This is a genomic window from Brevundimonas sp. NPDC055812 (assembly GCF_053616535.1).
The window spans coordinates 216,574-242,900 of sequence record NZ_JBSHDX010000003.1; the positions used below are offsets into that span (position 1 = coordinate 216,574).

The following is a 26,327-nucleotide window of genomic DNA, read 5'->3' on the forward strand; positions in this document are numbered from 1 at the left end:
ATGAGCGGAAACAAAAGGTCAGCTGACCTGCCGCTTCTCCAGCTTCCGCGCCAGGGTGCGGCGGTGCATCCCCAGGCGGCGCGCCGTCTCGGAGATATTGAAGTCGGTCTCGGCCAGCACCTCGTGGATGCGCTCCCACTCCAGCGTCTTGATCGAGGTCGGGCGGGCGGTCAGGGGCGCATCGGGATCGCCCGCCTCGCGACCGAAGGCCGCCTCGATGTCGTCCGTGCCCGCCGGCTTGGCGAGGTAGTGGCGCGCGCCCAGCTTGATGGCCTCGACCGCCGTGGCGATGCTGGCGAAGCCGGTCAGCACCACGATCACCAGGTCGGGATCGAAGGCGTGCAGCGTCTGCACGCAGGTCAGGCCCGACGCCGTTCCCAGCTTCAGGTCCACCACGGCGTAGTCGGGATGATGCGTCTTCAGCAGTTCGACCATCTGGTCGTGGCTGTGGGCGGACATGACCTGATATCCGCGCCGCTCGAACGACCGGCGCAGGGTGCGGGAGAAGGACTCGTCGTCCTCGACGATCAGAAGCTGGCGGGGGTCGTCGGTCATCTCATTCCCTCTTTCCAGGCCCCTTATCTCGGGGCCAGGGCGTCGATCGGCAAGGTCAGACGCACCACGGCGCCGGCAGCGCCGCCCTGACCCCTCGGTCGGTTCGCAGCCACGACCGTGCCGCCCAGCTTGCGCACCACGTTCACCAGCAGGAACAGCCCCAACCCCGCGCCGGCGCGCGCCTTGGTCGATTGATAGGGCTGGCCCAGCTTCTCCAGAATGGCCGCAGGGAAGCCGGGGCCGTCATCCTCGAAGGCGATGAACAGCCCGCCCGCGTCGGCGGCGGCCCGCACCTCCAGATTTCGAGCCCCGGCCTCATGGGCGTTGTCCAGAAGCGCGCTGAACACCTGCTTCAGGGCCGGATCGGCGATGATGCGTGGGTTGCCGGGCGCCGGGCCGTCCAGGGTCACGCCCAGGGCGTCGCCCGACTTGTCGGACCATTCGGCGATGATCTCCTGCAGGAAGGCCTTCAGGGTGGTGACAGTCGGCGCCTCGCCCCGCGCCTCGCCCGCTGACATCAGGATGTTGGTGACGATGGATTTGCAGCGCTCGACCTCGGCCTGCATCTGCTCGATATCATGCGCCAGATCCTCGTCGCGGTTCAGGGCGGGCATCCGCCGCCAATCGCTGAGAATGACCGAGAGCGAGGCCAGGGGCGTGCCGAGCTCATGCGCCGCGCCCGAAGCCAGCAGCCCCATGCGCACGATGTGGTCCTGTTCCGCCGCCTGCTGTCGCGCCTCGGCCAGATAGGCGTCGCGGGCGCGCACGTTCTGGCTGGTGCGGGTGACGAAGGCCACCAGCAGCACGGCGATCAGGATGAAGTTGATCAGGGCGCCCTGCTGGATCAGGCCCAGCCGCGCATCGGCCCCTGCGGGCAGGTCCAGCGGCTGACGCCAGATCGCCAGGAAGGCCAGGCAGGCGCCGGTCGCCAGCACGAAGCCCCAGGCGTAGACCGGGCGCAGCAACACCGCCGCCAGCACCACCTGCATCAAGTAAAGGGCGGCGAACGGATTGGTCGCTCCGCCGCTGAAGTAGAGCAGCCAGCTCAGCGCCGCCACATCGACGCACAGGGCCAGCAGGATCTCGGGGTCGGTGACCACCTTGCGCCGAAGGGTGACGGGCGCGCTGACCAGGTTCATCACCGCCAGAGCCGTCGGCGCCAGCAGCAGCGGCCCCAACGGCAGGCTGATCCCCAGTCCCCAATGGACGATGACGATGGTCGCCACCTGGCCGATCACCGCCAGCCACCTCAGCTGGATCAGCAGCAGCATGTTGCGCCGTCCGGCCGCGCCCGGCGACACTGGCGTCTCGGCGTTGGCGTCCATGCCCAAAACCGTGCGGGCGAAGCGGCTGAGAGTCTGGGTCTGCACTATCGCCCTCCCCTCCTGCGGCGCCGCTCGTCGCGCAACCACAGAACGGCGCCGCCGGCCGACATCAGGGCCAGACCAAACCAGGTCAGGGCGTAGACCAGATGACTGTTGGCGAACCGCACCACCGTCAGCCCGCCGCGCGGCCAGCCGCCGGGGTTGGGCGTCGCGTCCGCGTCGATGAAGTAGGGCGCGACGGCTTCCTCCAGCCGCTTGGCCTCGGCGATCGCCGCCACATCGCGCGAGAACCAGCGATCAGACGCCGGATCGTTGTCGCGCAGGAAGCCGCCCTTGGGCTCGGTGATCCGCAACAGGCCGGTAACGGAGACCGGGCCGTCGACCTGACCTTCGGTGCGGGTTTCAGGGGCCGTTCGCTCGGCGGGGACGAAGCCCCGGTTGATCAGGACGGTGAAGCCCCGCGCATCCGCCAGCGGCGTGACGACCCAGAAGCCCGGCCCCAGGTCCGTCACCGCCTTCACCCGCGCCTCGCGGTCATGCAGGAACCGGCCGCTGGCCGTGACGCGGCGGTACTGGTCCGCCTCGCACGTCACGGCGTCGAAGCCTGCAGGCCCCGGCGCCGGGACGGGGTCGGCATGGATGCGGGTGTCGACCTGACGGATCAGGTCCTGCTTCCACGCCAGGCGCTGGACCTGCCAGACGCCCAACGCCGAAAAGCCCGCGATCAGCACGGCGAAGGCCGTCAGCCCCGCGACCGTTCGACGGCGTGACGCCGGACGGGCGGCGGGTTCAGGGGCCGAAGATGACGTCAAGCGGCGTCTCCGCGTGCGAGAGGGCTCAGCCCATCCCCTGCATGTCGTGGACGGGCATCATGTTGGTGTTCAGGTGATACATGACCCAGACCGACCCGGCGACGGCGATGACCACGATCACCAGGGTGAAAATCAGCGCCAGCATGTTCCACCCGCCCTCGGACCTGTGGTTCATGTGCAGGAAGAAGATCATGTGGACCACGATCTGCACCACGGCGAAGGCGGTGATGATCAAGCCCGTCAGTTGCGGCGCCAGCATCCCGGCCATGACCAGCCAGAAGGGAATGGCGGTCAGCACGACCGACAGGGCGAAGCCGATCAGATAGCTCCTGTAGGCGCCGTGATCATGCCCATCGGCATGATGATCGCCGTGGTGATCGTCGTGAGTCACGGCGTGCTCGTTGTGGGCTTCGGCGCTCATCGCAGCATCCCGAACAGATAGACGAAGGTGAAGACGCCGATCCAGATGACGTCCAGGAAGTGCCAGAACAGGCTCAGGCACATGAGGCGACGCCGGTTGGCCTGGATCAGGCCCTTCTGCGTCACCTGCACCATCAGGGTGACCAGCCAGATGCAGCCGAAGGTGACGTGCAGGCCGTGCGTACCCACCAGGATGAAGAAGGCCGACAGGAAGCCGCTGCGCTGGGGCGTGGCGCCCAGGTGGATCATGTGGGCGAACTCATAGAGCTCGATCCCCAGGAAGCACAGGCCGAACAGACCGGTGACCGCCAGCCAGACCTGCGTCTGCGCGACCTTGTTGCGGTACATCGCCAGCATGGCGAAGCCGTAGGTGATCGACGAGAACAGCAGCATGGAGGTGTTCAGCGCCACCAGCGGCAGGTCGAACAGATCCTTGGGCGCCGGACCGGCCGCATAGTTGCCGCCCAGCACGGCGTAGACCGCGAACAGGATCGCGAAGATGAGGCAGTCGCTCATCAGATACATCCAGAAGCCCAGCATGGTGCTGTGGCCTTCCGGGTGATGCGGCTCCTCGACCGGGTGGAAGATCGGCCGCCCGGCCTCGTCGACGTAGTCGGAGTTGAGGGTTGGTGCGTGGCTCATCGGATCACCCTTGCGTCGCTGCTGCGGCCGTCAGGGCCTGGGTGCGCGCGTCCTCGGTCGCCTGAACCGTCTCGGCCGGGATGTAGTAGTCGCGCTTGTAGTTGAAGGTGTGGAAGATGGCGTAGGCGATCAGGGCGGCGAAGCCCGCCGCCGCCAGCCACCAGATGTACCAGATCAGGGCGAAGCCGACGATCAGCGACAGCGCCGACAGGATGAAGCCGGCCCCGGTATTGGCGGGCATGTGGATCGGCTTGAAGCCTTCCGTCGGACGCTCATAGCCGCGCGTCTTCATGTCCCACCAGGCGTCGCTGTCGTGGATGATCGGCGTCTTGGCGAAGTTGTAGTCCGGCGGCGGCGACGAGGTGGCCCACTCCAGCGTGCGGCCCAGCCAGGGGTCGCCGGTCTCGTCGCGCAGCTTGTCGCGATGGATGATGCTGACGGCGAACTGGATCAGCATGGCCAGGATGCCGACGGCGATGACGGCCACGCCGACGCCCGCGATGACGAACCAGATCTGATAGGCCGGGTCGTCGAAGACCCGCATCCGCCGCGTCACCCCCATGAAGCCCAGGACGTACAGCGGCATGAAGGCCATCCAGAAGCCGACCACCCAGCACCAGAAGCTGACCAGCCCCCACTTCTTCTCCAGCCGGAAGCCGAAGGCCTTGGGCCACCAGAAGTTGATGGCGGCGAACAGGCCGAACAGCACCCCGCCGATGATGACGTTGTGGAAGTGGGCGATCAGGAACAGGGAGTTGTGCAGCACGAAGTCCGCCGGCGGCACCGCCAGCATGACGCCCGTCATCCCGCCGATCACGAAGGTCAGCATGAAGGCGACCGTCCACATCATCGGCAGCTCGAACCGGATGCGGCCGCGGTACATGGTGAACAACCAGTTGAACAACTTCGCCCCTGTCGGGATCGAGATGATCATCGTCGTGATACCGAAGAAGGAGTTCACGGACGCGCCCGAGCCCATGGTGAAGAAGTGGTGCAGCCACACCAGGTAGGACAGGATGGTGATCACCACCGTCGCATAGACCATGGAGGTGTAGCCGAAGAGCTTCTTGCCCGAGAAGGTCGAGGTGACTTCGGAAAACACGCCGAACAGCGGCAGGATCAGGATGTAGACCTCGGGGTGGCCCCAGATCCAGATCAGGTTCACGTACATCATCGGGTTGCCGCCGAAGTCGTTCGTGAAGAAGTTGGTGCCGATGTAGCGGTCCGCCGACAGCAGGACCAGCGTCGCCGTCAGGATCGGGAAGGACGCCACGATCAGGATGTTGGCGCACAGCGAGGTCCAGGTGAATACCGGCATCTTCATCAGGCCCATGCCCGGCGCGCGCATCTTCACGATGGTGGCGATCAGGTTGATGCCGGACAGGGTGGTCCCTACCCCCGCGATCTGCAGCGCCCAGATGTAGTAGTCGACCCCGACGCCCGGACTGTAGCCGATGCCCGACAGCGGCGGATAGGCCAGCCACCCCGTGCGCGCGAACTCGCCGATGAACAGCGAGGCCATGACCAGCACGGCCCCCATGGTGGTCATCCAGAAGCTGAAGTTGTTGAGGAAGGGGAAGGAGACGTCCCGCGCCCCGATCTGCAGCGGCACCAGATAGTTCATCAGGCCGGTGATCAGGGGCATGGCCACGAAGAAGATCATGATCACGCCGTGGGCGGTGAAGATCTGATCATAGTGGTGGGCGTTGAGGTAGCCCTCGGACCCGCCGAAGGCCATCGCCTGCTGCAGACGCATCATCACCGCATCGGCGAAGCCGCGCAGGAACATGATCAAGCCCAGGATCATGTACATGATCCCGATCTTCTTGTGGTCCACGGTGGTGAACCACTCCGTCCAGAGATAGCCCCACAGCTTGTAGCGGGTGATCAGGCCCAGCACCCCCAGACCGCCGATGACGACGACGGCGAAGGTGGCGACGAGGATGGGCTCGTGGAACGGAAGCGACTCCCAGTTCAACCGACCCAGAAGCGGCGATGTGGAATGTTCGACGGTCATGATCGTTCAGGCGCTCAAGATTGCGACGCGGCGGGCGCGGACGCCGTGGAAGGCGCGGTGAAAAGGGAGGCGAACCGCTCGCCGGACGAAGAACCGGCGCGGCCGGGGCGCTCCAGCCCCTGCCCCATGACGCGGTTCAGAGGGGTGTCGCGGGCGACGTCCTCGCCGAAGGCCTGACGGCGACGGGCCGCCTCGACGGCGGCGGCCTCGGCCTCCAGCGGGGTGCAGATCGTCAGCACATAGGACTCGCCGGCGCCGAAGACGGCGTCGCCGCGACGGGCGTATTTGTCATAGACAAGCGGCAGGGTGTTCTTGACCGCCGTCAGGCCCAGGCCGCCCTTGCGGTCGATGTCCATCATCTCGCCCATGCACATCTTGCCCGGCTCGACGCACATGTTGACCACGGCGTCGAACAGGCGGTCGTCGACCGAGGCGTAGTGGATGACGGGCACCTTCTCGCTGGGCTTTTCCAGCTCCAGATAGGTTTCGCGGTCCAGCCCCTGGCCGGCCGCGCGTACGCCCCCGACCCATTGGTCGAAGCCGGCCTCGTCCAGACCGTGGAAGGCGAAGCGCATGTTCGAGAAGCCGTCGCCGGAATAGTTGGCCGAGAAGCCGACGTATTCGCCCGGACGGTTGATGACGGCGTGCAGCTTCGTCTCCATGCCCGGCATGGCGTAGATCTGGCCGGCCAGGGCGGGGATGTAGAAGGAGTTCATCACCCCGGTCGAGGTGATGTGGAAGCGGATCGGCCGATCGACCGGCGCAGCCAGCTCATTCACCGTGGCGATGCCGTATTCGGGGTAGATGAACAGCCACTTCCAGTCCATGGCCACCACCTCGACCTGTAACGGGCGGTGATCCTCGGCCACGGCCTGTCCCGCCGCCACGCGGTCCAGCGGGCGGTAGGGGTCCAGCAGGTGCGTCCCGGCCCAGGTGATGGCGCCCAGACAGATGATGATCAGCAACGGCGCGGCCCAGATCACGAGCTCCAGATGGGTCGAGTGATCCCAGTCCGGTTCGTAACGGGCCTCCTTGTTCGATTCCCGGTATTTCCAGGCGAAGAAGACGGTCAGGATCATCACCGGAATGATGATGATCAGCATCAATATGACGGACATGACCAGCAGGTCGCGCTGCTGGGCGGCGATGTCGCCGGCAGGCGACAGCACCACGGCCTCGCAGCCGGGCAGCAAGGCCAGAAGCGGCAACAGCAACAGGGGGCGCAGTCGGCGCACGGCGGCTCCAGTCGAGGTTCGAGGCGAGGTCGCGGTCATCGTGCAGGCCCCGTAACCCCGCCCCCGAACAGGCGACATTGGACAATCTGCCCTATCCCTTGCGTCGACCATCGGGAGCAAAGGGGCCGTTCCAACATTCTATTGTCGCGGGCGCGCGTGCGCCCCGGTTCCTGGAGCCTCATCGGTCATGAACGCAGCCAGCGGCGCGCCTTCTTCAGAGCCCCTCGAGCGGGACGCCAGCCGGATCAACGCGCGAGACGGCAAAATCGACGCGGGCGAAATCGCCATCGGCGTCATCATCGGCAGGACGTCGGAGTTCTTCGACTTCTTCGTCTACGCCATCGCCTCGGTCGTGGTGTTTCCACAGCTGGTGTTTCCCTATGCGGGACCGCTGGTCGGGACGCTGCTGTCCTTCGCCGTCTTTGCTGTGGCCTTCATCGCCCGGCCGTTCGGCACGGCCCTGTTCATCGCCATCGACCGACGCTTCGGGCGCGGGACCAAGCTGACCATCGCCCTGTTCCTGCTGGGCCTGTCGACCGTCTGCCTGGGCTTCCTGCCGGGACATGAGCAGGTCGGCCACTGGTCGGCCGCCATGCTGATCGCCCTGCGGATCGGTCAGGGCGTGGCCCTGGGCGGCGCCTGGGACGGCATGGCCTCCCTGCTGTCCGTCAGCGCGCCCGAGAAGCGGCGCGGCTGGTACGCCATGGTGCCGCAGCTGGGCGCCCCGATCGGCCTGATGGTCGCCAGCGCCCTGTTCGCCTATTTCCTCAGCAAGCTGTCGGCGGCCGACTTCATGGACTGGGGCTGGCGCTATCCCTTCTTCGTGGCCTTCGCCATCAACGTCGTGGCCCTGTTCGCGCGCCTGCGCATCGTGGTGACGCCGACCTTCCAGGCGGCCTTCGAGACTCTGGAGCTGCACCCCGCGCCCGTGACCAAGGCCGTGCGCGAGGAAGGCGGCGACATCATCATCGGCGCCTTCGCCCCCCTGGCCAGCTTCGCCATGTTCCACATGGTGACGGTGTTCCCGCTGTCGTGGGTTTTTCTCTACACCGACGAGGCGCCCAGCCGCTTCCTGATGATCGAGCTGATCGGCGCCGTCTTCGGCCTGTTCGCCATCCTGGCCTCAGGCTGGCTGGCCGATCGCTACGGCCGCCGCGCCCTGCTGGCGGTCACGGCTGCGGGCATCGCCGCCTTCTCGGGTTTCGCGCCCCAGCTTCTGGACGGCGGCCCAGCGGGCGAGCTGACCTATATGATCCTGGGCTTCATCCTGCTGGGCCTGTCGTTCGGCCAGGCCTCGGGCGCCATCGCCTCCAGCTTCAGCCTGACCAACCGCTATACAGCCTCGGCCCTGACCTCGGACCTAGCCTGGCTGTTCGGCGCGGGCTTCGCCCCGCTGGCGGCCCTGGCCCTGTCGGGCCGGTTCGGCCTGGTGGCGGGCGGCGCCTATCTGCTGTCGGGCGCGATCTGCACCCTTCTGGCCCTGTGGCTGAATCGCGAACTGGCCAAGGAGCGCGCGAGCGCCAAGGCCTGACCGCCGGATCGGACGCCGCCTCATGATCAGGGGCGGCGCGTTCGGTGGAGCGCGCCGCCCTTGTGACATCTGCAGGTCTCTTCGCCTCGATAAGGTTATCGGCCGTTTACGATAGGACTTAAGCGCCCGCTAAGTCTGTCTGATCGCCTGACGTTAACAGCGGCCGAGTATCGTCACCTGGAAATCAAGGGTGATGAGGACGTCATGACCAAGCTGATGCAGGCAAAACGCCGTGCGCTTCTGGCGATAGCCGCCGGCCTTACAATGGCGGCGGCGCCCCAGATCGCGGCCGCAGGTCCGACAGCGGGACATTCCTACAAGCTGCGCGCCACCGTGCCGGTCGCTTGCTGGGTGCGCCCCGATCGGACCGTCATGGCCGAAACCGGCCGCATGGGCTCTGTGGTCGAGGCGTGCAACAGCCCCGGCGGCTTCACCGTTTCGGCCCAGTACCGCCCCCTGGCGGAGACCGAAAAGGCCCGCATCGTCTACGGCGACCGCTCGCTGGATCTGACCAGGACCGGCCTTCTGGAGCTGCGCCGCTCCAGCATGGCGACCATTCGGACCGTCGACTACCGCTTCGACGACGTTCAACTGGACGAGCCGTTGATCCTCGCCCTGACGATCCAGCCGATCTGACAGGCTCATAGTCCTCAAACGATGACGCCCCGCAGATCGCTCTGCGGGGCGTTTTCACTTGCGGCTCAGGGGCGAACGGCCTCGCCCCCGCGGATCAGATCGCCGCGACGGTGAAGGTCAGGGTGTCGCTGTAGTCCCCCGCCCGCTTGCCGGAGGTATCGCCGATGCGGACGGTCAGGGGATAGTCGTCGTTACGCGCCTGAGCGGAGGCCACGTCGAAGCTGTACGGCGCCGTCAGATTGACCTGCCGGGAGCCCATCTGCAGCCCATAGTCGATGGACCAGGCGGTGCCCGCCTGGCGCAGCTTGCCCAGATTCTGAGACGTGACGGACACGCGATATCCGCCCGTGCTGTGGACGTAGACCGAGGTGTTGAGCGCCCGCGTCCCCTCATTCAGTTCGCCCAGATTGATCGTCGGCACGCCGTTCTGTCGGGTGAACTCGCCCTTGAGGCCGATCATGGCGGCCGCCGCCATTTCCAGAACGATGGTCACGGGCCGTTCGGCATGGACCTCGCCGTCGGCCGCTTGCAGGGCGATATAGGCGACCTGGCTGTAGCGTCCGTAAGGCAGATTGGCGGGCGGGCGGACGGCCACGCCGATCCGGGCCAGTTCGCGCCCTTCCTTGGGCACATGAATCTGGGCCCCCGTGACGATGCCGCTCACCCCCGAACGGGGCGTGATATCGGCGGTGCTCTGCTCATCGCGCATGGCGTAGGGCACGCGCACCCTGCTGCCGGGACTTCCCAGGCCGAACGGCTCACCGCGCAGTGAGACGCTGAAGCGCCCGTTGCACGGCGTCTGACCCGTATTGACCAGCGCCATGTCGAAGGTGCGGTACGCGGCGTCGTCCTCGAGCGGGTTATAGCGAATGACCCACTGGTCGACTGCGGGGTCCAGGCTCAGGTTGCACTTGGCCTGGGCGGAAGCCTGGCCGGCCAGCCCCAGGACGCCCAGGGCGCCCACGGCGGCGACAGCCAGTTTACGAGCATCTCCGGCGATCATGTTCTTCTTCCTTCCCGTTATTCTTCCGGCACGTCGATCGGCAGGGTTACGGTCTGCATGTCGAGCAAGCCCTCGTTGTCGGCCGGCACGGTGAACTCGAAACCCGCCGCCGGGCTGGTGAAGAGCTCAACGCGATAGGTCTTGCCCGGCTTCAGCTTCTGGACGGCGAAACGGCCGACCGAGTTGGTGAAGAACAGTTCGGGCTCGGCGTTCGGCTCGTCCGCGGGACGCACGCGGCCCGAGAGCAGGGCCGCCGGCCGGCCGCCGTTGCCCACGATCCGTCCCAGGGCGGAGACGAAGGCGTCACTGCCGACCTGGATGGAATAGCCGCTCTTGTAGGCGGGCCGAACGCGCAGCACGCCGTCGCCGACATCATAGCCCAAGGGAACGTCCAGCACGTCGTAGCGCACAGACTGGTTCACATAGGAAGTCAGGGTGTTGGACAGCGCCGGCCCCAGGGCGCCGCTGCGCGACGTATAGGCCCCGCCCTGGAAGGACTCGCCGACGATCACCGGGTGATCCCCGAGCGTCTCGTGCGGGTAAACGATGGCGAAGCTGTCGTAGATGTTCCGCCCGATCGCCGCCCGACCGCCGGTCGTGGCGATCGAACTGCCGATGCGCAGGGTGGTGACCTGCTCGTCCGAGATGCGGCTGAAGCTCTCGCCGAACGCCGTGTGCGACAGGCTGGCGTCGAAACGGTTGCCCACATAGTCCAGCTGGCCCGAGACCGTGCCGGGACCGTCGTCATAGGTGGACTGGACCGAGTAGCCCCACGATCCCACGCGATTCTCGCTCGACTGCTGGAAGCGCATGCTGCCGGAATTGCGAGCCGAATTATAACGCGCCTCGCCGCGCCGATCGTATCGCGGCGACCAGATCAGGGCGATGGTGAAGCCGAAGCCGTCGCGCGTCGTCCCGAAGCGGTTGCCGTAGTCCGTATACTCCGTCCCGAACTGCAGCCCCCAGGCGGGCGTCACCCGATAGGTGGTCGTGGCCGACAGCGTGTAGGAATCGTCCATGAAGGTGCTGCGGCTCATGCGGTAGGAGGCCGTCGCGTTCGCCAGCCAATCCGCCGAAAAGCGGTGCGAATAGGCTCCCGTGAAGATCCACGAAATCGGGTTCTGGCCCGAGGCGTTGCCCAGGCTCGAATAGTCCTCGGAGGTATAGTCCGCCACGAAGGTCCAGCTGTCGTAGGTGTCGCCCCGGTCGACGGCCAGGTCATAGCTCAGGGCATAGGCATAGCCTTGGCCGTAGTCGCTGTTGCTGACCGACAGGTCGAGACGCGCCCGCGCGCCGTTCTTCAGGATCACCTGCGTCTGGCCGGTAAGGTTCTGCACCGCTTCCGAAGCCTGCAGCCCTATGCCCAGCGCCGGGCGGTTCTCGAACGCCTTGCGCCAGTAGCCGGTGAAGGCCAGCTCCCCGTCGCTGTAGTCCGGCGTGCCGAACAGTCCGGAGTTGGTCACCCCCAGATAGGCGCCGTATTCATAGTCGCCCGGCTCCAGGTCGATGGCGTCCAGATAGGCGCTGTAGGAGACGGTCTCCATCCGCCCCGATTCATTCTGAATCTCCAGCTGGACGTCGTTCGAGCCGGTTTCGAGCGGCAGGTTGGAGAGGTCGTACTGGCCTGGATCAAGGCGAAACTCGCGGACGAAGACGCCGTTGCGCAGGACACGGACCGTGGAGGCTTCCTGCAGGACCAGCTGCCGCCCGCCCGCCAGGACGTTGTTGCGGAAACTCTCGAAGCGCTGCCGCTGACGCGCCACGCCGACGCCGCCCATCTGGACGTAGCCCTGCCGCCCTCGCGTCTCGGGATCCAGGTCGCCGAGGTACCAGCGACGGAAGGCTTCGGGCTGATCGTAGACGAAGCGCGCGTAGCGCCGGTCGACCTCGTAATCGCCGGTGAGCAGGTCCTCTCGCCCCTGGACGTCGGTTTCGAAGACCAGGTTCCGGAAGCGCATCGCGCCATTCAGATAAAGACTGGGCGTTCCGACCTCGCCGGTCGAATTGCGCCGCTGCACCAACATGTTGGTGTTCAGATAGGCCGAGAAGTCCTCAGGCGCGACGCCGGGATCGTCGGGTCGACCGCCTTGAAACAGCGACTCCACCGAGCGCTTCGTCGGATCGATGCGCAGCACCAGCACCGCCAACTGATCGGGGTCGTATTCCAGGCGAATGCCTGTCGTGTTGATTTCCTCGGGCGCGAAAGACTCCACGCCTTCCAGCCGCGCCGCCAGTTCCGCCTGGGCCTCAGGCGTCAGCAAGGGGTTGATCAGACGCTGGAACCCCGCGCTCTCGACGATGAAGCGGTCGTCGCGCGTCAGCAGGACCGGCATCTCGCCCAGCACCCGGCTGTTGAAGTTCAGCGGCACCGTCATGGCGATGTCGCGGTCGTAGGGGTTGATGTTGGGCCGCGGCTGCGCAGCGCCGGTCGTCTGGCTTGCAGCGACGGCCTGCCCGTCCTCGGCTTGCCCTTCCTCAGCTTGCCCGTCCTGGGCCGCAGCCGCCGACGCCGCCAGCATGGCTGCGATCAGCGCCAGGCGCGACGCCGTCCCCCTGATCCTCGCCCCCCTCATGGTCAGCGTCCGAACCGAAGGGTCACAGGCTTCGCCGGGTCCAGTTCAACGCCCGTCGGCAGCTTGAACGTGCGACGGCCCCCGCCGGGCGCCAGATATCCGACGCCGACGGTCTGGGAGACTTCATCGCTGTTGTATTCGCGACGGAACGGCTGACCGGCCTTGTCCGTCCCTTCGACGATCCAGGTGGCGCCGCTCATCAGGGCGTAGCGTTTGCCGCTGTTGGCGACGACGATCTCGACGCCCGGCTCCGCCGGAGGCGCCGCGACGGGCTGGCCGCCCGTGAGCGAAGGGTCGATCTCAGGCGCGGGAGGCGTGACCATCGCGGGCCTGACCGAAACAATCTCGACCTTGGGCTGGGCGCCCGGGGGCGCCACCACGATGAGGGCCTTCATGGTGTAGAGCACCTGGACGGCCACCGCGCCGCCCCCCTCGGCCACGTCCGGGTCGGTGGCGACGGGCAGTTGCTTCACCCACAGATAATAGGCGCGCGATACATCGATCGCCGGATCGCCGATCCACTGGACGCGAACGACCTGCCGACCGCTGACGGGCACCACGCCCTGAGGCGGAAAGACGAGAAAGTCCTCATCCGCCGGCGTCTCGACGATATTGCCGTCGGCGTCGATGTCCATGCGCGTGATGCGGGTTTCGAACGGCAGGGCGGCCGAGCCGACATTGCCCACTTCGATGCGCGCAGCGGACCCTGCGCCCGACGTCGTCAGCTCCGACACCATCGGCGACACCCGCATGGCCCAGGCCGACGTCACGACCAGGAACCCCGCGATCACGACCGCAGCGCCCCGGAGCAACCGTCCCAGCCGCGGCATACGTATGCTCAATCGCACCATCACCGACGCTCCCCAAACCCCATCCAAAGGCGTCCGCTTTCGGCCGCCCAGGCAAAACCGCCCGCCATGCCGCGCCTTGGGGCGACATCGAGGCAGTCTAACAACCGTTGATCACTGAAAAGAAAACGCGCGGAGCGGCCAGGCCGCGCCGCGCGCAATCGGTATGAACGTCGTCGCTTAGAAGGCGGCGATGTTGACGGTCAGATCGCCTTCATAGCTGCCGGCGAGCAGCGACTTGGACGGGACCGGGATGTTGACGTTCAGAGCCATGGCGGACTTCCAGGCGCCGTGCTGCTTGCTGACCGAGTTCGAGCCGGTCGGCAGAACCAGCGAGGTCGCCGAAGCCGAGCCCGCCACGCCGACGTCGCCGGCGGTGTAGTTGGCGGTCACCGAGAAGGGCAGGTTCGCCTGGAACACGTTGGTGTCGTAGCCGGCGGAGCTGTTGTTCACCAGGCCGCGGATGTCCGACTTCGACAGGGTGACGGTGTTCGAGGTGTTGCAGCCCGCCAGGTTGCTGTCGATCGTGACATTGGCCGGGGCGGTCATGTCAAAGGCGGCCGCAGGACCCGTGTTGTCCGAGGCGTAGATGCCGATCGTGCCGAAATCGATCGTCTGCGAGGTGCTGCTGCCCGAGTAGTAGGCGCAGTCGGTCGACACCATGCCCTTCAGGGTGAAGGTCGCGCCGTCATCGCCGGCGGCCGTGCCGTTGTCGCCCTGCGCGCCGCCGAAGGCGTGCCACGACGAAATGGCCGAGTCGCCATTCTGAGCGTTCGCGCGGTTCAGACCGGCAGCGATGTTTTCCAGGAAGTTGCCGCCGGACACGTTTTGCGTGCCGACGATCGGCAGGGTGGTCTGGCCGCGATTGATGGTGTCGGCCGAAGCGGCCGAGGCGGTCAGGGCGACGGCGGCGACGCCGGCCAGCAGGGTAGCGATCTTCATGATGATTTCTCCAAGCGAGGTTTTTGAAATTCCAGCGACCGAGACTGAAAGCGCCCTCGATCTGCCTTGGATGGTAACGAACTGTAAAAGACTAGGTCAAGAAAAAACATCGACGTTCGATAGTCGATTTTTGAATTTCTCTTCTAAGGCGAAAGCAAATTGCCGCATTATACGACCAATAAGGTCGAATATTACTGACGTTAACTTAGGCGTTTTTACTAAACTCTAGGCTGAATTGTAACACTGAGAGTCTCAGCGTAATCACCAGCCAGCAGACCGGCCCCTTCGGGCGGCTGAGTTCGGATCTGCAGCCGACCGCCGCCCGCAGCGATCGCGTCGCCGCTGCTCAAGGTCTTGCGGGCCGTCAGCTCGGCGCTTGAATAGGCCGCGCTCATCATGCCGTCTTGCGGCGCAAGGGTCGGAACGGCGACATTCAGGGTGTAGCGGAGGGTCCCGGCGAAAGGCCCCTCGCCCCGAGGCTTGGCCACATGAGCCAACCCGCCGCTGGCGGATTCGAAACTCAGATCGAAGGGCACGTTGCAACGGAGACCCAGGTCCGCCGTCACGACCTCATTGCCGGTCAGTTCCCCGAAGTCGATGACGCCCCCGCCGGAGAGGCGGCAGTCGGCGACGATCCGTCCCGTCACCAGGACGTCGAATCCCGTCGCGCTCTCGATGGAATCCGCCTGGGCGGCCGCCGCCGAAAGAGCGACGAGCATGCCGCCCGCCAAGGCGCCGATACGCATCAGACGCCGACCAGCCGTCGCCCGGCGCGCACTTCTTGTCCTTGCGGTCCCACCCAACGTTCGCCTCCCGTGGCCGCCCCTGCGGCCGCCCCGTCCACACAGACAGGGTTCGCTGGTCAGCGTTCCAAGAGGCGTGCCATCCCATTTTGGCACACAACCAACCGGACGAGCGACGAACGCGCCCGGCCGGTAAAGGTTAATGAAACGTTAACGCCAAGCTCTCTAGTGCGAAGCTCTGGCGCGGGCAAGTAAATGTTTCATTTTGGGATTGTGAGGATATTTCCCTGTGTCAGCCCGCCTTGGCCTTGCGCCGCCAGTGGGTCAGCAGGTGTTCGGTATAGCCGTTGGGCTGCTCCCGACCCCTGAACACCAGATCGCAGGCCGCCTGCCACGCCGGGCCGTCATAGGCGGGCGCCAGGGAGCGATAGGCGGGATCGCCCGCGTTCTGACGATCCACCACCACGGCCATGCGCTTCAACGCCTCCAGGACCTCGTCCTCGGTCGTGACGCCGTGGCGCAGCCAGTTGGCCAGATGCTGGCTGGAGATGCGCAGCGTCGCCCGGTCCTCCATAAGGCCCACGTCGTGGATGTCCGGCACCTTGGAGCAGCCCACGCCCTGATCCACCCAGCGCACGACGTAGCCGAGGATGCCCTGGGCGTTGTTGTCCAGCTCCTGCCGGATCTCGTCGGCGCCCGGCGTCGCGATCGCGAACGGCGGGGTCAGCAGGGGCGTCAGGCCGATCGGCGCGCGCTTGGCGATCTCAACCTGACGCGCCCAGACGTCGACCTCATGATAGTGCAAGGCGTGCAGGGTCGCCGCCGTCGGCGACGGAACCCACGCCGTCGAGGCGCCCGCGCGCGGATGGCCCGCCTTGGCCGCCAGCATGTCGCCCATGCGGTCAGGCGCGGCCCACATGCCCTTGCCGATCTGCGCCCGGCCCGACAGGCCCGCCTTCAGGCCGATGTCGACGTTGCGGTCTTCATAGGCCTTGATCCAGCCGGTCTCGCGCACCGCCTCCTTGCGGACGACCGGCCCGCCTTCCATCACCGTGTGGATCTCGTCGCCCGTGCGGTCCAGGAAGCCGGTGTTGATGAAGACCACCCGGCCCTTCGCCGCCGCGATGCAGTTCATCAGGTTGACGCTGGTGCGGCGCTCCTCGTCCATGATGCCCATCTTCAGCGTCAGGGCGGGCAGGCCCAGCATGGTCTCGACCGCGCCGAACAGGTCGTCGGCGAAGGCCACCTCGTCCGAGCCGTGCATCTTGGGCCGCACCACATAGACCGAGCCCGCCGGACTGTTGCGCGCCTCAGCCGGACGGCGCAGGTCGTGCAGGCCGATCAGGCCCGTCATGGCGATGTCCAGCAGATGCTCGGGCGTCTCGCGCCCGTGGGCGTCCAGCACGGCGTCGGTCGTCAGGTGCAGGCCGACGTTGCGCACCAGCATCAGGCTGCGCCCCTTCAGCGCCAGCGTCGATCCGTCCGGCGCCGTATAGAGACGGTCCGGATTCAAGCGCCGCTCGACCGTGCGGCCGTCCTTTTCGAAATCGGCCTGAAGATCGCCGCGCATCAGCCCCAGCCAGTTGGCGTAGACCAGCCGCTTGTCCGCCGCATCGACGGCGGCGACGCTGTCCTCGGCGTCGGCGATGGCCGACAGGGCCGCCTCGACGACGACATCGGCGACGCCCGCCGGGTCGTCGCGGCCGATGCGGTGCGCGCGGTCGATGACGATCTCCAGATGCAGGCCGTTGTGGCGCAGCAGGACGCCCGACGGCGCCGCCGCCTCCCCCGCATGACCGGCGAAGACGGCCGGATCGGCCAGCCCTGCCTCACGCCCCCCAGACAGGGCGACGACCAGCCGCCCGTCCTCGACGCGATAGCCGACCGCCTCGGCATGACCGCCCTCAGCCAGCGGCGCGACCTGATCCAGGAAGGCGCGGACGCGGGCGATGACGCGAGCGCCGCGTTCGACGTCATAGCCGCCCGCCCTGGGCGCCTCGCCCAGCGCATCCGTGCCGTACAGCGCGTCATAAAGGCTGCTCCAGCGGGCATTGGCGGCGTTCAGCAGATAGCGAGCGTTGGTCAGTGGAACGACCAACTGCGGCCCGGCCATGGTCGCGATCTCGGGATCGACGTTCGTCGTCTCGGCCTTCACGCCGTCGCGCTCGGTCTCGATGTAGCCGATCTCGCGCAGATAGGCCTGATACGCCGCCTGATCCGGCTGGCCCGGATAGGCGCGGTGCCAGTCGTTCAGCTTGCGCTGCAGGTCATCGCGACGTTCCAGCAGGTCGCGGTTGCGGCGGCCGAAGCGGGCCAGCAGCCCCTCGACCCCGGCCCAGAAGGCCTCGGCGCTCACGCCCGTGTCCGGCGTCGCCTGATCGCGCACGAAAGCGTCAAGCTCGGCGGCGACCTTCAGGCTGCCGTGGCGGACATAGGCGTCGGCGGGAGTCGTGGGGGCGTCGAACATGGCGGTCTCCTTCAGCCTGAAGACTACGCCTTAATGGCCGCCGCTATCCACGGCGAAGAAAGCGGCTTATCTTTGCCAAATCTGCAATGATGAGAGCCCGCCATGCTGGCCGAGTATGAAATCTTCGTCCGTGCGCTGGAGGAAGGCAGCCTGTCCGCCGCCGCGCGTCGGCTGGACCTGTCGCCCGCCGTGGCCTCGCGCAGGCTGGCGCGGTTGGAGGACCGTCTGGGGGTACGGCTGATCGAGCGCACCTCGCGCCGTCTGGCCCCGACCGAGGCGGGGCGGCTGGTCTATGACCGCGCGGCGCAACTGCTGGAAGGGGTCGAGGATCTGGAGGCCGTGGTGTCGCGCCGCACGACGCAGGCGCGCGGCCTGCTGCGCGTCTCGGCGCCGACCTCGTTCGGGCGGCGACGGCTGGCGCCCCTGCTGCAGCCCTTCCTGGCGGCGCAGCCCCGCCTGACGCTGGAGTTGAACCTGACCGACGCCTTCGTCGACCTGATGGCCGAGGACGTGGACGTGGCGGTGCGGATCGGCGGCTATGAGGCGGCTGACCCGCTGATGCATCGCCTGGCGCCGAACCGGCGGGTGCTGTGCGCCTCCCCCGCCTATCTGGCCGAGCACGGCGCGCCGGAAAGCCTGGACGACCTGCGCCGTCACGCCCAGCTGGCGGCCGAAAATCAATCGACCTGGCGGCTGGAGGGTCCGGAAGGCCCCGTCGTCTTCCGCGCCCGCAGCCGGGTGCGGACCAACTCGAGCGAAGTGGCGCGCGAACTGGCCCTGGCGGGCATTGGTGTGGCCCTGCGCTCGACGTGGGATGTCGGGGACGAACTGCGCGACGGGCGTCTGCAGGTCGTATTGCCACAATATGCGGGGTCGTCGGACGTGGCGATCTTCGCCCTGACGGCCGGTCGGGCGCGGGCCGAAACCCGCGTCCGCGCCTTCATCGACTTCCTGTCCGGCCTGTATGGCGATGTGCCAGAATGGGACAGGTAGGCCGCCTTACGGCTTCAGCCACCGATCCAGCCAGGACGACATCTCATACAGGGCGTGCCCCACCGACTCCCGCGCGCGGTAACCGTGGGCTTCCAGCGGCAGGACGACATAACGCGCGGTCGCGCCATTGCCCTTCAGCGCCGCATAGAAGCGTTCGGTCTGCACCGGGAAGGTGCCCGAGTTGTCGTCCGCCTCGCCGTGGATCAGCAGGATCGGCTCGTTCACCCTGTTGGCGTAGGTGAAGGGCGACATCTCCGTATAGGTCTCGGTCGCCTCCCAATAGGAGCGCTGCTCCGCCTGGAAGCCGAAGGGCGTCAGGGTGCGGTTATAGGCGCCCGAACGCGCGATGCCGGTCTTGAACAGGTCGGTGTGGGCCAACAGGTTCGCCGTCATGAAGGCGCCGTAGGAGTGGCCGCCGACAGCGATCCGCTCACGGTCCGCCACGCCCAGAGCCACCACGGCGTCGACCGCCGCCTTGGCGCTGGCCGACAGTTGCTCGATGTAGGTATCGTTCGGCTCGGCCCCGTCGCGACCGATGATCGGCATCGTCGGGTTGTCCAGGATGGCGTAGCCCTGGGTCAGCAGGAACAGGTGGCTCGATCCCGACGGACGCACGAAGCGGTTGTCGGTGTCCACCACCTGGCCGGCGACGGCCGCGTCGGTGAACTCGGCCGGATAGGCCCACATCAGCAGCGGCAGCGGGCCGTCGCGATCCTTATCGTAACCGGCGGGCAGATACAGCGTCCCCGACAGCTCCACCCCGTCGTCGCGGGTGTAGGTGATCAACTGGCGCGTGGCCTCGGCCAGTTGCGGCGCCGGATCGGGGAAGTTGGTCAGTTGGGTGACGCCGCCGTCCAGGTCGCGGATGCGCAGATTGGCCGGATCGACCCGGCTCTCGCGATAGGTGACCAGCTTGCGGCCCGCCTCGTCCAGAACGCCGACGACCGTCTCATATTCACCCTGGGCCGAGCGCCAGACGCGCTCGGTCTCGCCGTTTTCCAGGTCGAGAAGGTCGAGGAAGGGGTAGGCGCCTTCGCGTGTCGCCCCATTCCCCTCGACGAAGACCCTGGAGCCGTCGGCGCTGAAGCGCATGACCGAACGGCCGCGCGCGTTCGGCTCGGTCACCACCGAGCCCGGATCGTTGTAGCGGTCCTGATAGTTGCGATCGACCAGAACGCGGCCCGCGCCGGGGTTCGACGGATCGACCAGGGTGCGGGTCTCGTGCCGGGTGTTGAACCAGCGGCTGTTGACGATGGCGGCGTCGTCGCGGCCCCACGTCGTTCCCGCGTAGCGTTCCTTCAGGTCGGCCAGGGTCTGCACCCGGTCGTTGAAGGGCGCGCGCAGCATGAAGACGCGGTCGCGCACCTCGGCGGCGTTGCGCGGATCTCCGCCGTCCTGAGCCTCGGCCCAGACCAGGGTGGCGTCTGCGTCGGCCCGCCACTGGACCGCACGCGGGCCGGGCGCCACGGCGTCGAACGGCGTGGGCACGTTGTCGCGCAGCGGCAGGTCCGCCACGCGGTGCACCTCGCGGCCGTTCATGTCGGTGACGATGACGTCCGACGGAAACAGGCTGGCCGGCACGACGTAGGAATAGGGCTTCTTGACCCGCGTCTGCAGGATGTAGCGCCCGTCCGGCGAGGTCGAGACCCCCAGAATGACGCCCGGCTGCCCCACCGAGCGGGCGCGGCCGTTCAGCGACACCACCGTCGGCTGGCTGGTGAAGTAGTAGTCGAACAGGGCCTCGTCGCCGACATTGGACAACAGGTCCTGATAGGTCCGCACCGGGGCGGCGCGCCCGCCCGTCTCGGTGATGATCGGGCCTTCCGGCGGATGATCCACGTTCGGGACCACGCCCCGCCCGGCCGGAACCGCCAGGACCAGCAGGCCCGAGGAGTCCGACAGCCAGGAGAAGCCCGACCCCGCCGCGGCGTTGACCATCGGCCCGTTCAGCTTGCGCGCCCTGGCCTGGGCCACGTCGGCCGTCCACAGCTCCAGCCCGTTGGGCGCATTGACCAGGAAGGCCACGGTCTGGCCGTTCGGCGCCCAGCTGACGTTGGTCAGGCGCGCATTGACGGGCAGGCCCGTCACCGGGCGTGCAGGCCCGCCGTCGACCGCCTGGAAGCTGAGGCCCGTCAGCCAGGAGACGCGGCTGTTGGCCGGTCCGTTGTTCTTGGGATTGATGCGATAGCCCGCCAGCCGCAGCATCGGCTCGGCCAGTTCGGCTATGGCCGGCAGGTTGGCGCGATCAGTCAGCAGCAGGGTCTTGCGGTCCGGGCTGATGCTGACGCCCGGATTGGGCTTGGCGTCCAGAATCTGGGCGATCGGCGCCGGCGGCTGCTGATAGGTCGGCGCGGCGTCCTGGGCGACCGCGACGACCGGCATGGCCAGGGCCGGAACGGCGGCGGCGAGCACCAGGGCGGGCAAGGCCGCCCGCAACAGTCGATGGCGCATGGAGTTTCTCCACTGAGACGAGTCTTAAGCGGCCTTAGGTGTGAAACCCCCTTCGTCCGGGGTCAACCGTCAGGCTTGTCGCCCTGCCGCCGTCTGCGTCGCGCTTGCCGCTTGCCCCTCCTCCCCGCCCGCTTTAAGGACGGAGGAGACCGCGATATTCATCAGACGGTGAAAAAGGGAGTCCGATGGGCAAGATTTACGCTGACGTGAAGTCCGCGCTGGAGGGGCTGACATTCGACGGCATGACCGTCATGTCCGGCGGCTTCGGCCTGTGCGGCATCCCCGAAAACCTGATCGCGGGTCTGCGCGACACGGGCGTGAAGGGCCTTACCGTCATCTCCAACAACGCGGGCGTGGACGGCTTCGGCCTGGGCCAGTTGCTGGAGACCAGGCAGATCGCCAAGATGATCTCGTCCTACGTCGGCGAGAACAAGGAGTTCGAGCGCCAGTATCTGGCCGGCGAACTGCAGCTGGAGTTCAACCCGCAGGGCACCCTGGCCGAGCGCATCCGCGCGGGCGGCGCCGGCATCCCGGCCTTCTTCACCGCCACCGGCGTCGGCACTCTGGTGGCCGAGGGCAAGGAAGAGCGCGCGTTCGACGGCCGCCGCTACATCATGGAGACCGGCCTGATCGCCGACCTGTCCATCGTCAAGGCGTGGAAGGCCGATGAGCGCGGCAACCTCGTCTTCCGCAAGACGGCCCGCAACTTCAACCCGATGATGGCGACCGCCGGCAAGGTGACGGTCGTCGAAGTGGAAGAGATCGTCCCCGTCGGTTCGCTGGACCCCGACCACATCCACACGCCGGGCGTCTATGTCGACCGCCTGATCCAGACCGTGTCCGAAAAGCGCATCGAACAGCGCACCGTTCGTCAAAGGAGCGCCGCATAATGGCCCGCACTCGCGAACAACTGGCCGAACGCGCCGCCAAGGAGCTGCAGGACGGCTTCTATGTGAACCTGGGCATCGGCATCCCGACCCTGGTGGCCAACTACATCCCCGACGGCATGGTCGTGACCCTGCAGTCGGAGAACGGCATGCTGGGCATGGGCCCCTTCCCTTATGAGGGCGAGGAAGATCCCGACCTGATCAACGCCGGCAAGCAGACGATCACCGAAATCCCCGAGAGCGCCTATTTCAGCTCCTCGGACAGCTTCGCCATGATCCGCGGCGGCCATATCAACCTGTCCATCCTGGGCGCCATGGAAGTGGCCCAGAACGGCGACATCGCCAACTGGATGATCCCCGGCAAGCTGGTGAAGGGCATGGGCGGCGCCATGGACCTGGTCGCGGGCGTCAAGCGCGTGGTCGTGGTCATGGAGCACGCCAACAAGCACGGCCAGTCCAAGGTTTTGAAGGAATGTAGTCTGCCGCTGACCGGTACGGGCGTGGTCAGCCGCATCATCACCGACCTGGCGACCTTCGACGTCAAGCCGGACGGCTCGGGCCTCGAACTGATCGAACTGGCCGACGACGTCACGCTGGACGAGGTCGCGGCCAAGACCGAGGCCGACTACACGGTGGCGGCGAACCTGGGCTGAACCGCCCGCCCTGCCTGAAACGCAAAACCCCGGCGACCGCGAGGCCGCCGGGGTTTTTCATGTCGTCCTTCTCCTCTTGCGGGAGAAGGGTATTTAGTCCCGCATCGCCTGGAAGCCCTGTTGGTCCGTCCACAGGACGATCTGGCGGCTGGCCTCGGCGGTGGCGCGATCGAAGGCGGCGACGATGGCCGACTGGCGGTTCTCGCCCGCGCCCTCGCTGACCGAGATGCGATCCTCGGCCACGATCGAGCGGTCGCCCGGCCGGACCAGGCGCAGCAGCACCACGATGTTGACGTCCGGCACGGCGCCCGGCGCGGCGTAGGCGGCCTCGAACCGCCGCACGTCCACGCTCAGCAGCAGGCCGTCGCGTGTCAGAGGGCCGCTGCTCAGCACCGTGCAGGTTCCGCCGTCCAGGAAGGCGTTGCGCAGAGCTTCCTCGAACAGGGTCTCGGCCGGCGACACCCAGCGCGCGCCCTTGATGTAGGCCGCCTCCGCCCCGGTCACGGCCAGCAGGCGATCGCCGCGCGCCGCCTCGGGGAAGTCCACCCTGCGCATGGAGACATGGACGTCCGGGCAGGCCGAGGTCGCCCCCGTCCCGGCGAAGGCCGAGGCCCCGCCGAAGCGATACAGCTGGACTGGGTCCGGCGACGACAGCAGAGCGCAACCGGACAGGGCGCCGGACAGGGCGACCGACGCCGCCGCAATCATCAGTGTGGAACGGATCACGGCTGCACCTCGATTTCCTTGGACGGCGCCTTGGCGATGAAGTCGCGCGGGCTTTCGCGGACATTGTCGATCAGCGACTGCAGCGAGCGCGTCGCCCGATCCAGTTGACGGATGGTGTCGTTCAACTGCGGCACCGTCTGCGTGCCGAAGTCGCCCAGCGGACCTTCCAGGCCGCTGGCCGAGCGGTTGATCGAGGCGATGGCCGCCTGGGCCTCCTCAGTCGCCTTGTTGATATTGGCGATGGCCTGCCTGCCGTCAGTATCGACCATCTGCCGGGCGCTGGCGCCCAGAGCCTGATATTCGCCGACAGCGGCGTTGGCCTTGGTGATCGTCTCTTCCAGCTGCTGGAACATGCCCTTGCGGGCTTCCAGTTCGGCGGTCAGGGCCTCGACGTTCTTCACGCTGGTCGAGAAGCTGCGGATGTTGTCGTCCGACATGACGCGGTTGATGCGGTTCAGCGCGTCCACCGTCTGGGCCAGCACCGTGCCCGACCCGCTCAGAAGCTCGGCGATGGGGCTGGGCTGGCTCTGGATCACCGGCACGACGTTTTCGGGATACTGCGTCTTCAGCAGAGCGCTATTGGGGTCGCCCGCCGTGATCTGGATGTAGTTCAGGCCCGTGATGCCCTGCGGCTCCAACTGCGCCCGCGACGTCACCCGCACCGGCGTCGTGCCGTTCAGGCGCACGCGGGCGATGACCTGATCCGCCTTCTTGGGATCCAGGTTCAGGTCAGTGACCTCGCCGACGCGAATGCCGTTGAAATGGACTTCCCCGCCTTCGGACAGGCCGCGCACGGGTCCGTAGAAGACGATGTCATAGACATCGTAGTCCTTGTTGAACTGCAGCCGCGCCAGCCAGATCGTGAACACGGCCAAGGCCACCAGAAGGGCGACGGTGGCGATGCCGACGGCGGCGTAATGAGCGTCTCTTTCCATCGTTTCGCGCCCTCCTCAGGCCGCGGTCTTGTGGGCGGCGCGTCCGCGCGGCCCCAGGAAGTATTCCTTGATCCAGGGGTGGTCCGAGCGTTCCAGCTCGGCGACCGGCGCCTTGGCCACCACATGCTTGTCCGCCAGGACGGCCACCTCGTCACAGATGGCGTAAAGGCTGTCGAGGTCGTGGGTGATCATGAAGACGGTCAGCCCCAGGTCATCCGAAAGCTGACGGATCAGATCGTCGAACGCCGCCGCCCCGATGGGGTCCAGCCCCGCCGTCGGCTCGTCCAGGAAAACCAGTTCGGGGTCCAGCGCCAGGGCGCGGGCCAGGCCGACGCGCTTGCGCATCCCGCCCGACAGCTCCGCAGGCTTCAGATAGAGGGCCTCTGGCTTCAGACCGACCATGGCCACCTTCATCTCCGCCAGTTCGCGGATCGTGCTCTTGGGCAGTTTCGTGTGCTCGACCAGGGGCGAGGCGACATTGTCCAGCACCGTCAGGGCGGAGAACAGGGCCCCCTGCTGGAACAGCACCCCGGTGCGGCGCTCGACGGCGGCCGCCTCTTCCTTGGTCATGGCGCTGCGGTCCTGGCCGAACAGGCGCACCTCCCCGCCCTCCGGCTCCTTCAGGCCGATGATGGAGTTCAACAGCACCGTCTTGCCGGTGCCGGAGCCGCCGACGACGCCCAGCACCTCGCCGCGCATCACGTCCAGATCGAGGTCCTGATGGATGACCCGGTCGCCGAACTGGCTGAGCAGGCCCCGCACCTGGATCAGGGCCTCGCCGTCGTCGGGTTTGCGTGCCTCGCCCGTCATATGTTCAGCTCGATGAAGATCAGGGCGAAGACGGCGTCCAGCAGGATGATGGCGAAGATGGCCTGCACCACCGCCGCCGTCACCCGACGGCCCAGGCTCTCGACATCGCCCGCCACGGCCATGCCCTGACGACAGCCGATGGCCGCGACCACCAGGGCGAAGACCGGCGCCTTGATCAGGCCCACCATCATGTGGGTCGGCATATAACCGTCCTCGACCAGCCGCTGGAAGAAGAAGACGGGGCCCAGGTTCAGCTGGCTCCACGACACCATGACCCCGCCCAGCAACCCGCCCACCATGGCCAGGAAGGTCAGCAGGGGCAGCATGACCAGAAGCGCCGCCAGGCGCGGGATCACCAGGGCCTGGAACGGATCGACGCCCATCACCCGCATGGCGTCCACCTCCTGCGTCATGCGCATGGAGCCGATCTCGGCGGCGAAGGACGAGGCCGAGCGGCCCGCCAGCAGAACGGCGGTGATCACCACCGCGAACTCGCGGAAGACGGCCACGCCAATCAACTGCACGGAGAACACCCCCGCCCCGAACTGGGTCAGCAGGTCCACGCCGATGAAGGCCACCACGGCGCCGATGAAGAAGTTGGTCACCACCACGATCGGGATGGCGTCCAGGCCGGTGCGCTCGGCCTGGCTGAACCAGGCGGCCCAACGGATGCGGCCGGGGTTCCTCAGAGCCGTCACCACGGCGGCCATCAACCGGCCCAGGAAGGCCAGGGACAGCATGGCCTCGGCGCCGAAGTCATAGACCCCGCGCCCGACCTTGGCGAAGCCGCGCGTCATCGAGGCCGAACGGCGCGGCGGCTCGGCCGTCATGCAGTCGAGCTTGGCCACCATGCGGTAAAGACGCCCCGCCTCGGGCCGGGCCGACCAGGCGGTTTCGGGAATGGGACGGCTCATCGCCTGAGCCACGGCCAGGGCGCCGGCGGTGTCGAAGCGGCCCAGGTCCTCCAGATCAAGCGCCGTCACCGGCCGGCCGTCCAGCTCGGCCTTCAGCCGATCGCCCAGGCGGCCCACGGACACCGTCGACCAGTCGCCGGCCAGCCGCAGTCGCGCCTGGCCGTCCTGATGCTCGTCAATCTGGAAGTCCGCCCGATTCATGAGTCCGA

General features: G+C 67.1%; 23 protein-coding genes. 5 read left to right on the forward strand and 18 right to left on the reverse strand.

What is annotated here, in order from left to right; translation table 11 throughout:
• Window positions 1–18: 18 nt before the first annotated feature.
• The 7 genes from ACWGL1_RS06375 to cyoA are packed head-to-tail and all read right to left on the reverse strand — an operon-like array spanning window position 19 to window position 7,045.
• Window positions 19–555, reverse strand: coding sequence for a response regulator transcription factor (locus tag ACWGL1_RS06375; RefSeq protein ID WP_452111521.1), 537 nt, complete (start codon window positions 553–555; stop codon window positions 19–21).
• Window positions 556–578: 23 nt separating this feature from the next.
• Window positions 579–1,925, reverse strand: coding sequence for an ATP-binding protein (locus ACWGL1_RS06380; protein ID WP_452111522.1), 1,347 nt, complete (start codon window positions 1,923–1,925; stop codon window positions 579–581).
• The gene (locus ACWGL1_RS06385) at window positions 1,925–2,692 is read right to left on the reverse strand and encodes an SURF1 family protein (protein WP_452111523.1); all 768 of its coding nucleotides are present in this window, start codon (window positions 2,690–2,692) and stop codon (window positions 1,925–1,927) included. The genes ACWGL1_RS06380 and ACWGL1_RS06385 overlap by 1 nt, the downstream gene beginning before the upstream one ends.
• Window positions 2,693–2,717: 25 nt before the next feature.
• Window positions 2,718–3,113: a cytochrome o ubiquinol oxidase subunit IV gene (gene cyoD / locus ACWGL1_RS06390; RefSeq protein WP_452111524.1), complete on the reverse strand. Its 396-nt coding sequence runs from the start codon at window positions 3,111–3,113 to the stop codon at window positions 2,718–2,720.
• Window positions 3,110–3,754 carry a cytochrome o ubiquinol oxidase subunit III gene (gene cyoC, locus ACWGL1_RS06395; RefSeq protein WP_452111525.1) on the reverse strand — a complete coding sequence of 215 codons (645 nt, stop codon included), beginning with the start codon at window positions 3,752–3,754 and terminating at the stop codon, window positions 3,110–3,112. The genes cyoD and cyoC overlap by 4 nt, the downstream gene beginning before the upstream one ends.
• A 4-nt stretch (window positions 3,755–3,758) precedes the next feature.
• Window positions 3,759–5,771 carry a cytochrome o ubiquinol oxidase subunit I gene (gene cyoB, locus ACWGL1_RS06400; RefSeq protein ID WP_338578268.1) on the reverse strand — a complete coding sequence of 671 codons (2,013 nt, stop codon included), beginning with the start codon at window positions 5,769–5,771 and terminating at the stop codon, window positions 3,759–3,761.
• Between the two features lie 14 nt (window positions 5,772–5,785).
• Complete coding sequence (cyoA, locus tag ACWGL1_RS06405; protein WP_452111526.1) at window positions 5,786–7,045, reverse strand: ubiquinol oxidase subunit II; 1,260 nt, start codon at window positions 7,043–7,045, stop codon at window positions 5,786–5,788.
• A 148-nt stretch (window positions 7,046–7,193) separates the two neighbouring features.
• Here cyoA and ACWGL1_RS06410 point away from each other — a divergent pair, with 148 nt between their 5' ends.
• Complete coding sequence (locus ACWGL1_RS06410) at window positions 7,194–8,537, forward strand: MFS transporter (RefSeq protein ID WP_291776510.1); 1,344 nt, start codon at window positions 7,194–7,196, stop codon at window positions 8,535–8,537.
• Between the two features lie 204 nt (window positions 8,538–8,741).
• Window positions 8,742–9,173 carry a hypothetical protein gene (locus tag ACWGL1_RS06415; RefSeq protein WP_278070676.1) on the forward strand — a complete coding sequence of 144 codons (432 nt, stop codon included), beginning with the start codon at window positions 8,742–8,744 and terminating at the stop codon, window positions 9,171–9,173.
• Window positions 9,174–9,267: 94 nt separating this feature from the next.
• On the opposite strand, the gene ACWGL1_RS06420 is transcribed toward ACWGL1_RS06415, so the two are convergent.
• The 6 genes from ACWGL1_RS06420 to ACWGL1_RS06445 form a co-directional block, all read right to left on the reverse strand.
• Entirely contained in the window at window positions 9,268–10,176 is a 909-nt protein-coding gene (locus tag ACWGL1_RS06420; RefSeq protein ID WP_291776515.1) for a hypothetical protein, read from the reverse strand.
• 17 nt (window positions 10,177–10,193) lie between these two features.
• Entirely contained in the window at window positions 10,194–12,749 is a 2,556-nt protein-coding gene (locus ACWGL1_RS06425) for a hypothetical protein (protein WP_452111527.1), read from the reverse strand.
• Between the two features lie 2 nt (window positions 12,750–12,751).
• Entirely contained in the window at window positions 12,752–13,540 is a 789-nt protein-coding gene (locus tag ACWGL1_RS06430; protein WP_291776519.1) for a fimbrial biogenesis chaperone, read from the reverse strand.
• A 237-nt stretch (window positions 13,541–13,777) separates the two neighbouring features.
• Window positions 13,778–14,539, reverse strand: a complete 762-nt coding sequence (locus ACWGL1_RS06435; protein WP_452111528.1) for a hypothetical protein — start codon at window positions 14,537–14,539, stop codon at window positions 13,778–13,780.
• A gap of 218 nt (window positions 14,540–14,757) precedes the next feature.
• Window positions 14,758–15,258, reverse strand: coding sequence for a hypothetical protein (locus tag ACWGL1_RS06440; RefSeq protein WP_278070671.1), 501 nt, complete (start codon window positions 15,256–15,258; stop codon window positions 14,758–14,760).
• Window positions 15,259–15,574: 316 nt separating this feature from the next.
• Window positions 15,575–17,749: a malate synthase G gene (locus ACWGL1_RS06445; RefSeq protein WP_452111529.1), complete on the reverse strand. Its 2,175-nt coding sequence runs from the start codon at window positions 17,747–17,749 to the stop codon at window positions 15,575–15,577.
• Between the two features lie 102 nt (window positions 17,750–17,851).
• Between ACWGL1_RS06445 and ACWGL1_RS06450 the strand changes: the two genes are divergently transcribed.
• Window positions 17,852–18,742 (forward strand): LysR family transcriptional regulator, encoded by an 891-nt coding sequence (locus ACWGL1_RS06450; RefSeq protein WP_452111530.1) that lies wholly within the window; start codon window positions 17,852–17,854, stop codon window positions 18,740–18,742.
• Between the two features lie 6 nt (window positions 18,743–18,748).
• Here the strand turns inward: ACWGL1_RS06450 and ACWGL1_RS06455 are convergent, their stop codons facing one another.
• Window positions 18,749–21,193: a prolyl oligopeptidase family serine peptidase gene (locus ACWGL1_RS06455; protein WP_452111531.1), complete on the reverse strand. Its 2,445-nt coding sequence runs from the start codon at window positions 21,191–21,193 to the stop codon at window positions 18,749–18,751.
• 185 nt (window positions 21,194–21,378) lie between these two features.
• On the opposite strand from ACWGL1_RS06455, the gene ACWGL1_RS06460 reads away from it, so the two are divergent.
• The gene (locus ACWGL1_RS06460; RefSeq protein ID WP_346487396.1) at window positions 21,379–22,083 is read left to right on the forward strand and encodes a CoA transferase subunit A; all 705 of its coding nucleotides are present in this window, start codon (window positions 21,379–21,381) and stop codon (window positions 22,081–22,083) included.
• Window positions 22,083–22,733: a 3-oxoacid CoA-transferase subunit B gene (locus ACWGL1_RS06465; protein WP_452111532.1), complete on the forward strand. Its 651-nt coding sequence runs from the start codon at window positions 22,083–22,085 to the stop codon at window positions 22,731–22,733. The genes ACWGL1_RS06460 and ACWGL1_RS06465 overlap by 1 nt, the downstream gene beginning before the upstream one ends.
• Before the next feature lie 93 nt (window positions 22,734–22,826).
• Here ACWGL1_RS06465 and ACWGL1_RS06470 read toward each other — a convergent pair whose 3' ends face one another.
• Genes ACWGL1_RS06470 through ACWGL1_RS06485 form a run of 4 tightly spaced genes read right to left on the reverse strand, consistent with a single transcriptional unit; the run spans window position 22,827 to window position 26,319 of the window.
• A complete protein-coding gene (locus tag ACWGL1_RS06470) occupies window positions 22,827–23,459 on the reverse strand; it encodes an ABC-type transport auxiliary lipoprotein family protein (protein WP_291776530.1) in 633 nt (210 codons plus the stop codon).
• Window positions 23,456–24,394, reverse strand: coding sequence for an MlaD family protein (locus tag ACWGL1_RS06475; protein ID WP_291776532.1), 939 nt, complete (start codon window positions 24,392–24,394; stop codon window positions 23,456–23,458). The genes ACWGL1_RS06470 and ACWGL1_RS06475 overlap by 4 nt, the downstream gene beginning before the upstream one ends.
• A gap of 15 nt (window positions 24,395–24,409) precedes the next feature.
• Window positions 24,410–25,204 carry an ABC transporter ATP-binding protein gene (locus ACWGL1_RS06480; RefSeq protein ID WP_452111533.1) on the reverse strand — a complete coding sequence of 265 codons (795 nt, stop codon included), beginning with the start codon at window positions 25,202–25,204 and terminating at the stop codon, window positions 24,410–24,412.
• Entirely contained in the window at window positions 25,201–26,319 is a 1,119-nt protein-coding gene (locus ACWGL1_RS06485) for an ABC transporter permease (RefSeq protein ID WP_291776536.1), read from the reverse strand. Before ACWGL1_RS06485 ends, ACWGL1_RS06480 begins: the two co-directional genes overlap by 4 nt.
• Window positions 26,320–26,327: the final 8 nt, after the last annotated feature.

Coding starts and splice junctions, on each gene's coding strand:
- cyoB (WP_338578268.1), bottom strand. CDS start 5,771: ATGACCGTCGAACATTCCACATCGCCGCTTCTGGGTCGGTTGAACTGG.
- ACWGL1_RS06420 (WP_291776515.1), bottom strand. CDS start 10,176: ATGATCGCCGGAGATGCTCGTAAACTGGCTGTCGCCGCCGTGGGCGCC.
- cyoC (WP_452111525.1), bottom strand. CDS start 3,754: ATGAGCCACGCACCAACCCTCAACTCCGACTACGTCGACGAGGCCGGG.
- ACWGL1_RS06410 (WP_291776510.1), top strand. CDS start 7,194: ATGAACGCAGCCAGCGGCGCGCCTTCTTCAGAGCCCCTCGAGCGGGAC.
- ACWGL1_RS06465 (WP_452111532.1), top strand. CDS start 22,083: ATGGCCCGCACTCGCGAACAACTGGCCGAACGCGCCGCCAAGGAGCTG.
- cyoD (WP_452111524.1), bottom strand. CDS start 3,113: ATGAGCGCCGAAGCCCACAACGAGCACGCCGTGACTCACGACGATCAC.
- ACWGL1_RS06415 (WP_278070676.1), top strand. CDS start 8,742: ATGACCAAGCTGATGCAGGCAAAACGCCGTGCGCTTCTGGCGATAGCC.
- ACWGL1_RS06445 (WP_452111529.1), bottom strand. CDS start 17,749: ATGTTCGACGCCCCCACGACTCCCGCCGACGCCTATGTCCGCCACGGC.
- cyoA (WP_452111526.1), bottom strand. CDS start 7,045: ATGACCGCGACCTCGCCTCGAACCTCGACTGGAGCCGCCGTGCGCCGA.
- ACWGL1_RS06450 (WP_452111530.1), top strand. CDS start 17,852: ATGCTGGCCGAGTATGAAATCTTCGTCCGTGCGCTGGAGGAAGGCAGC.
- ACWGL1_RS06480 (WP_452111533.1), bottom strand. CDS start 25,204: ATGACGGGCGAGGCACGCAAACCCGACGACGGCGAGGCCCTGATCCAG.
- ACWGL1_RS06375 (WP_452111521.1), bottom strand. CDS start 555: ATGACCGACGACCCCCGCCAGCTTCTGATCGTCGAGGACGACGAGTCC.
- ACWGL1_RS06475 (WP_291776532.1), bottom strand. CDS start 24,394: ATGGAAAGAGACGCTCATTACGCCGCCGTCGGCATCGCCACCGTCGCC.
- ACWGL1_RS06460 (WP_346487396.1), top strand. CDS start 21,379: ATGGGCAAGATTTACGCTGACGTGAAGTCCGCGCTGGAGGGGCTGACA.
- ACWGL1_RS06455 (WP_452111531.1), bottom strand. CDS start 21,193: ATGCGCCATCGACTGTTGCGGGCGGCCTTGCCCGCCCTGGTGCTCGCC.
- ACWGL1_RS06425 (WP_452111527.1), bottom strand. CDS start 12,749: ATGAGGGGGGCGAGGATCAGGGGGACGGCGTCGCGCCTGGCGCTGATC.
- ACWGL1_RS06435 (WP_452111528.1), bottom strand. CDS start 14,539: ATGAAGATCGCTACCCTGCTGGCCGGCGTCGCCGCCGTCGCCCTGACC.
- ACWGL1_RS06485 (WP_291776536.1), bottom strand. CDS start 26,319: ATGAATCGGGCGGACTTCCAGATTGACGAGCATCAGGACGGCCAGGCG.
- ACWGL1_RS06440 (WP_278070671.1), bottom strand. CDS start 15,258: ATGCTCGTCGCTCTTTCGGCGGCGGCCGCCCAGGCGGATTCCATCGAG.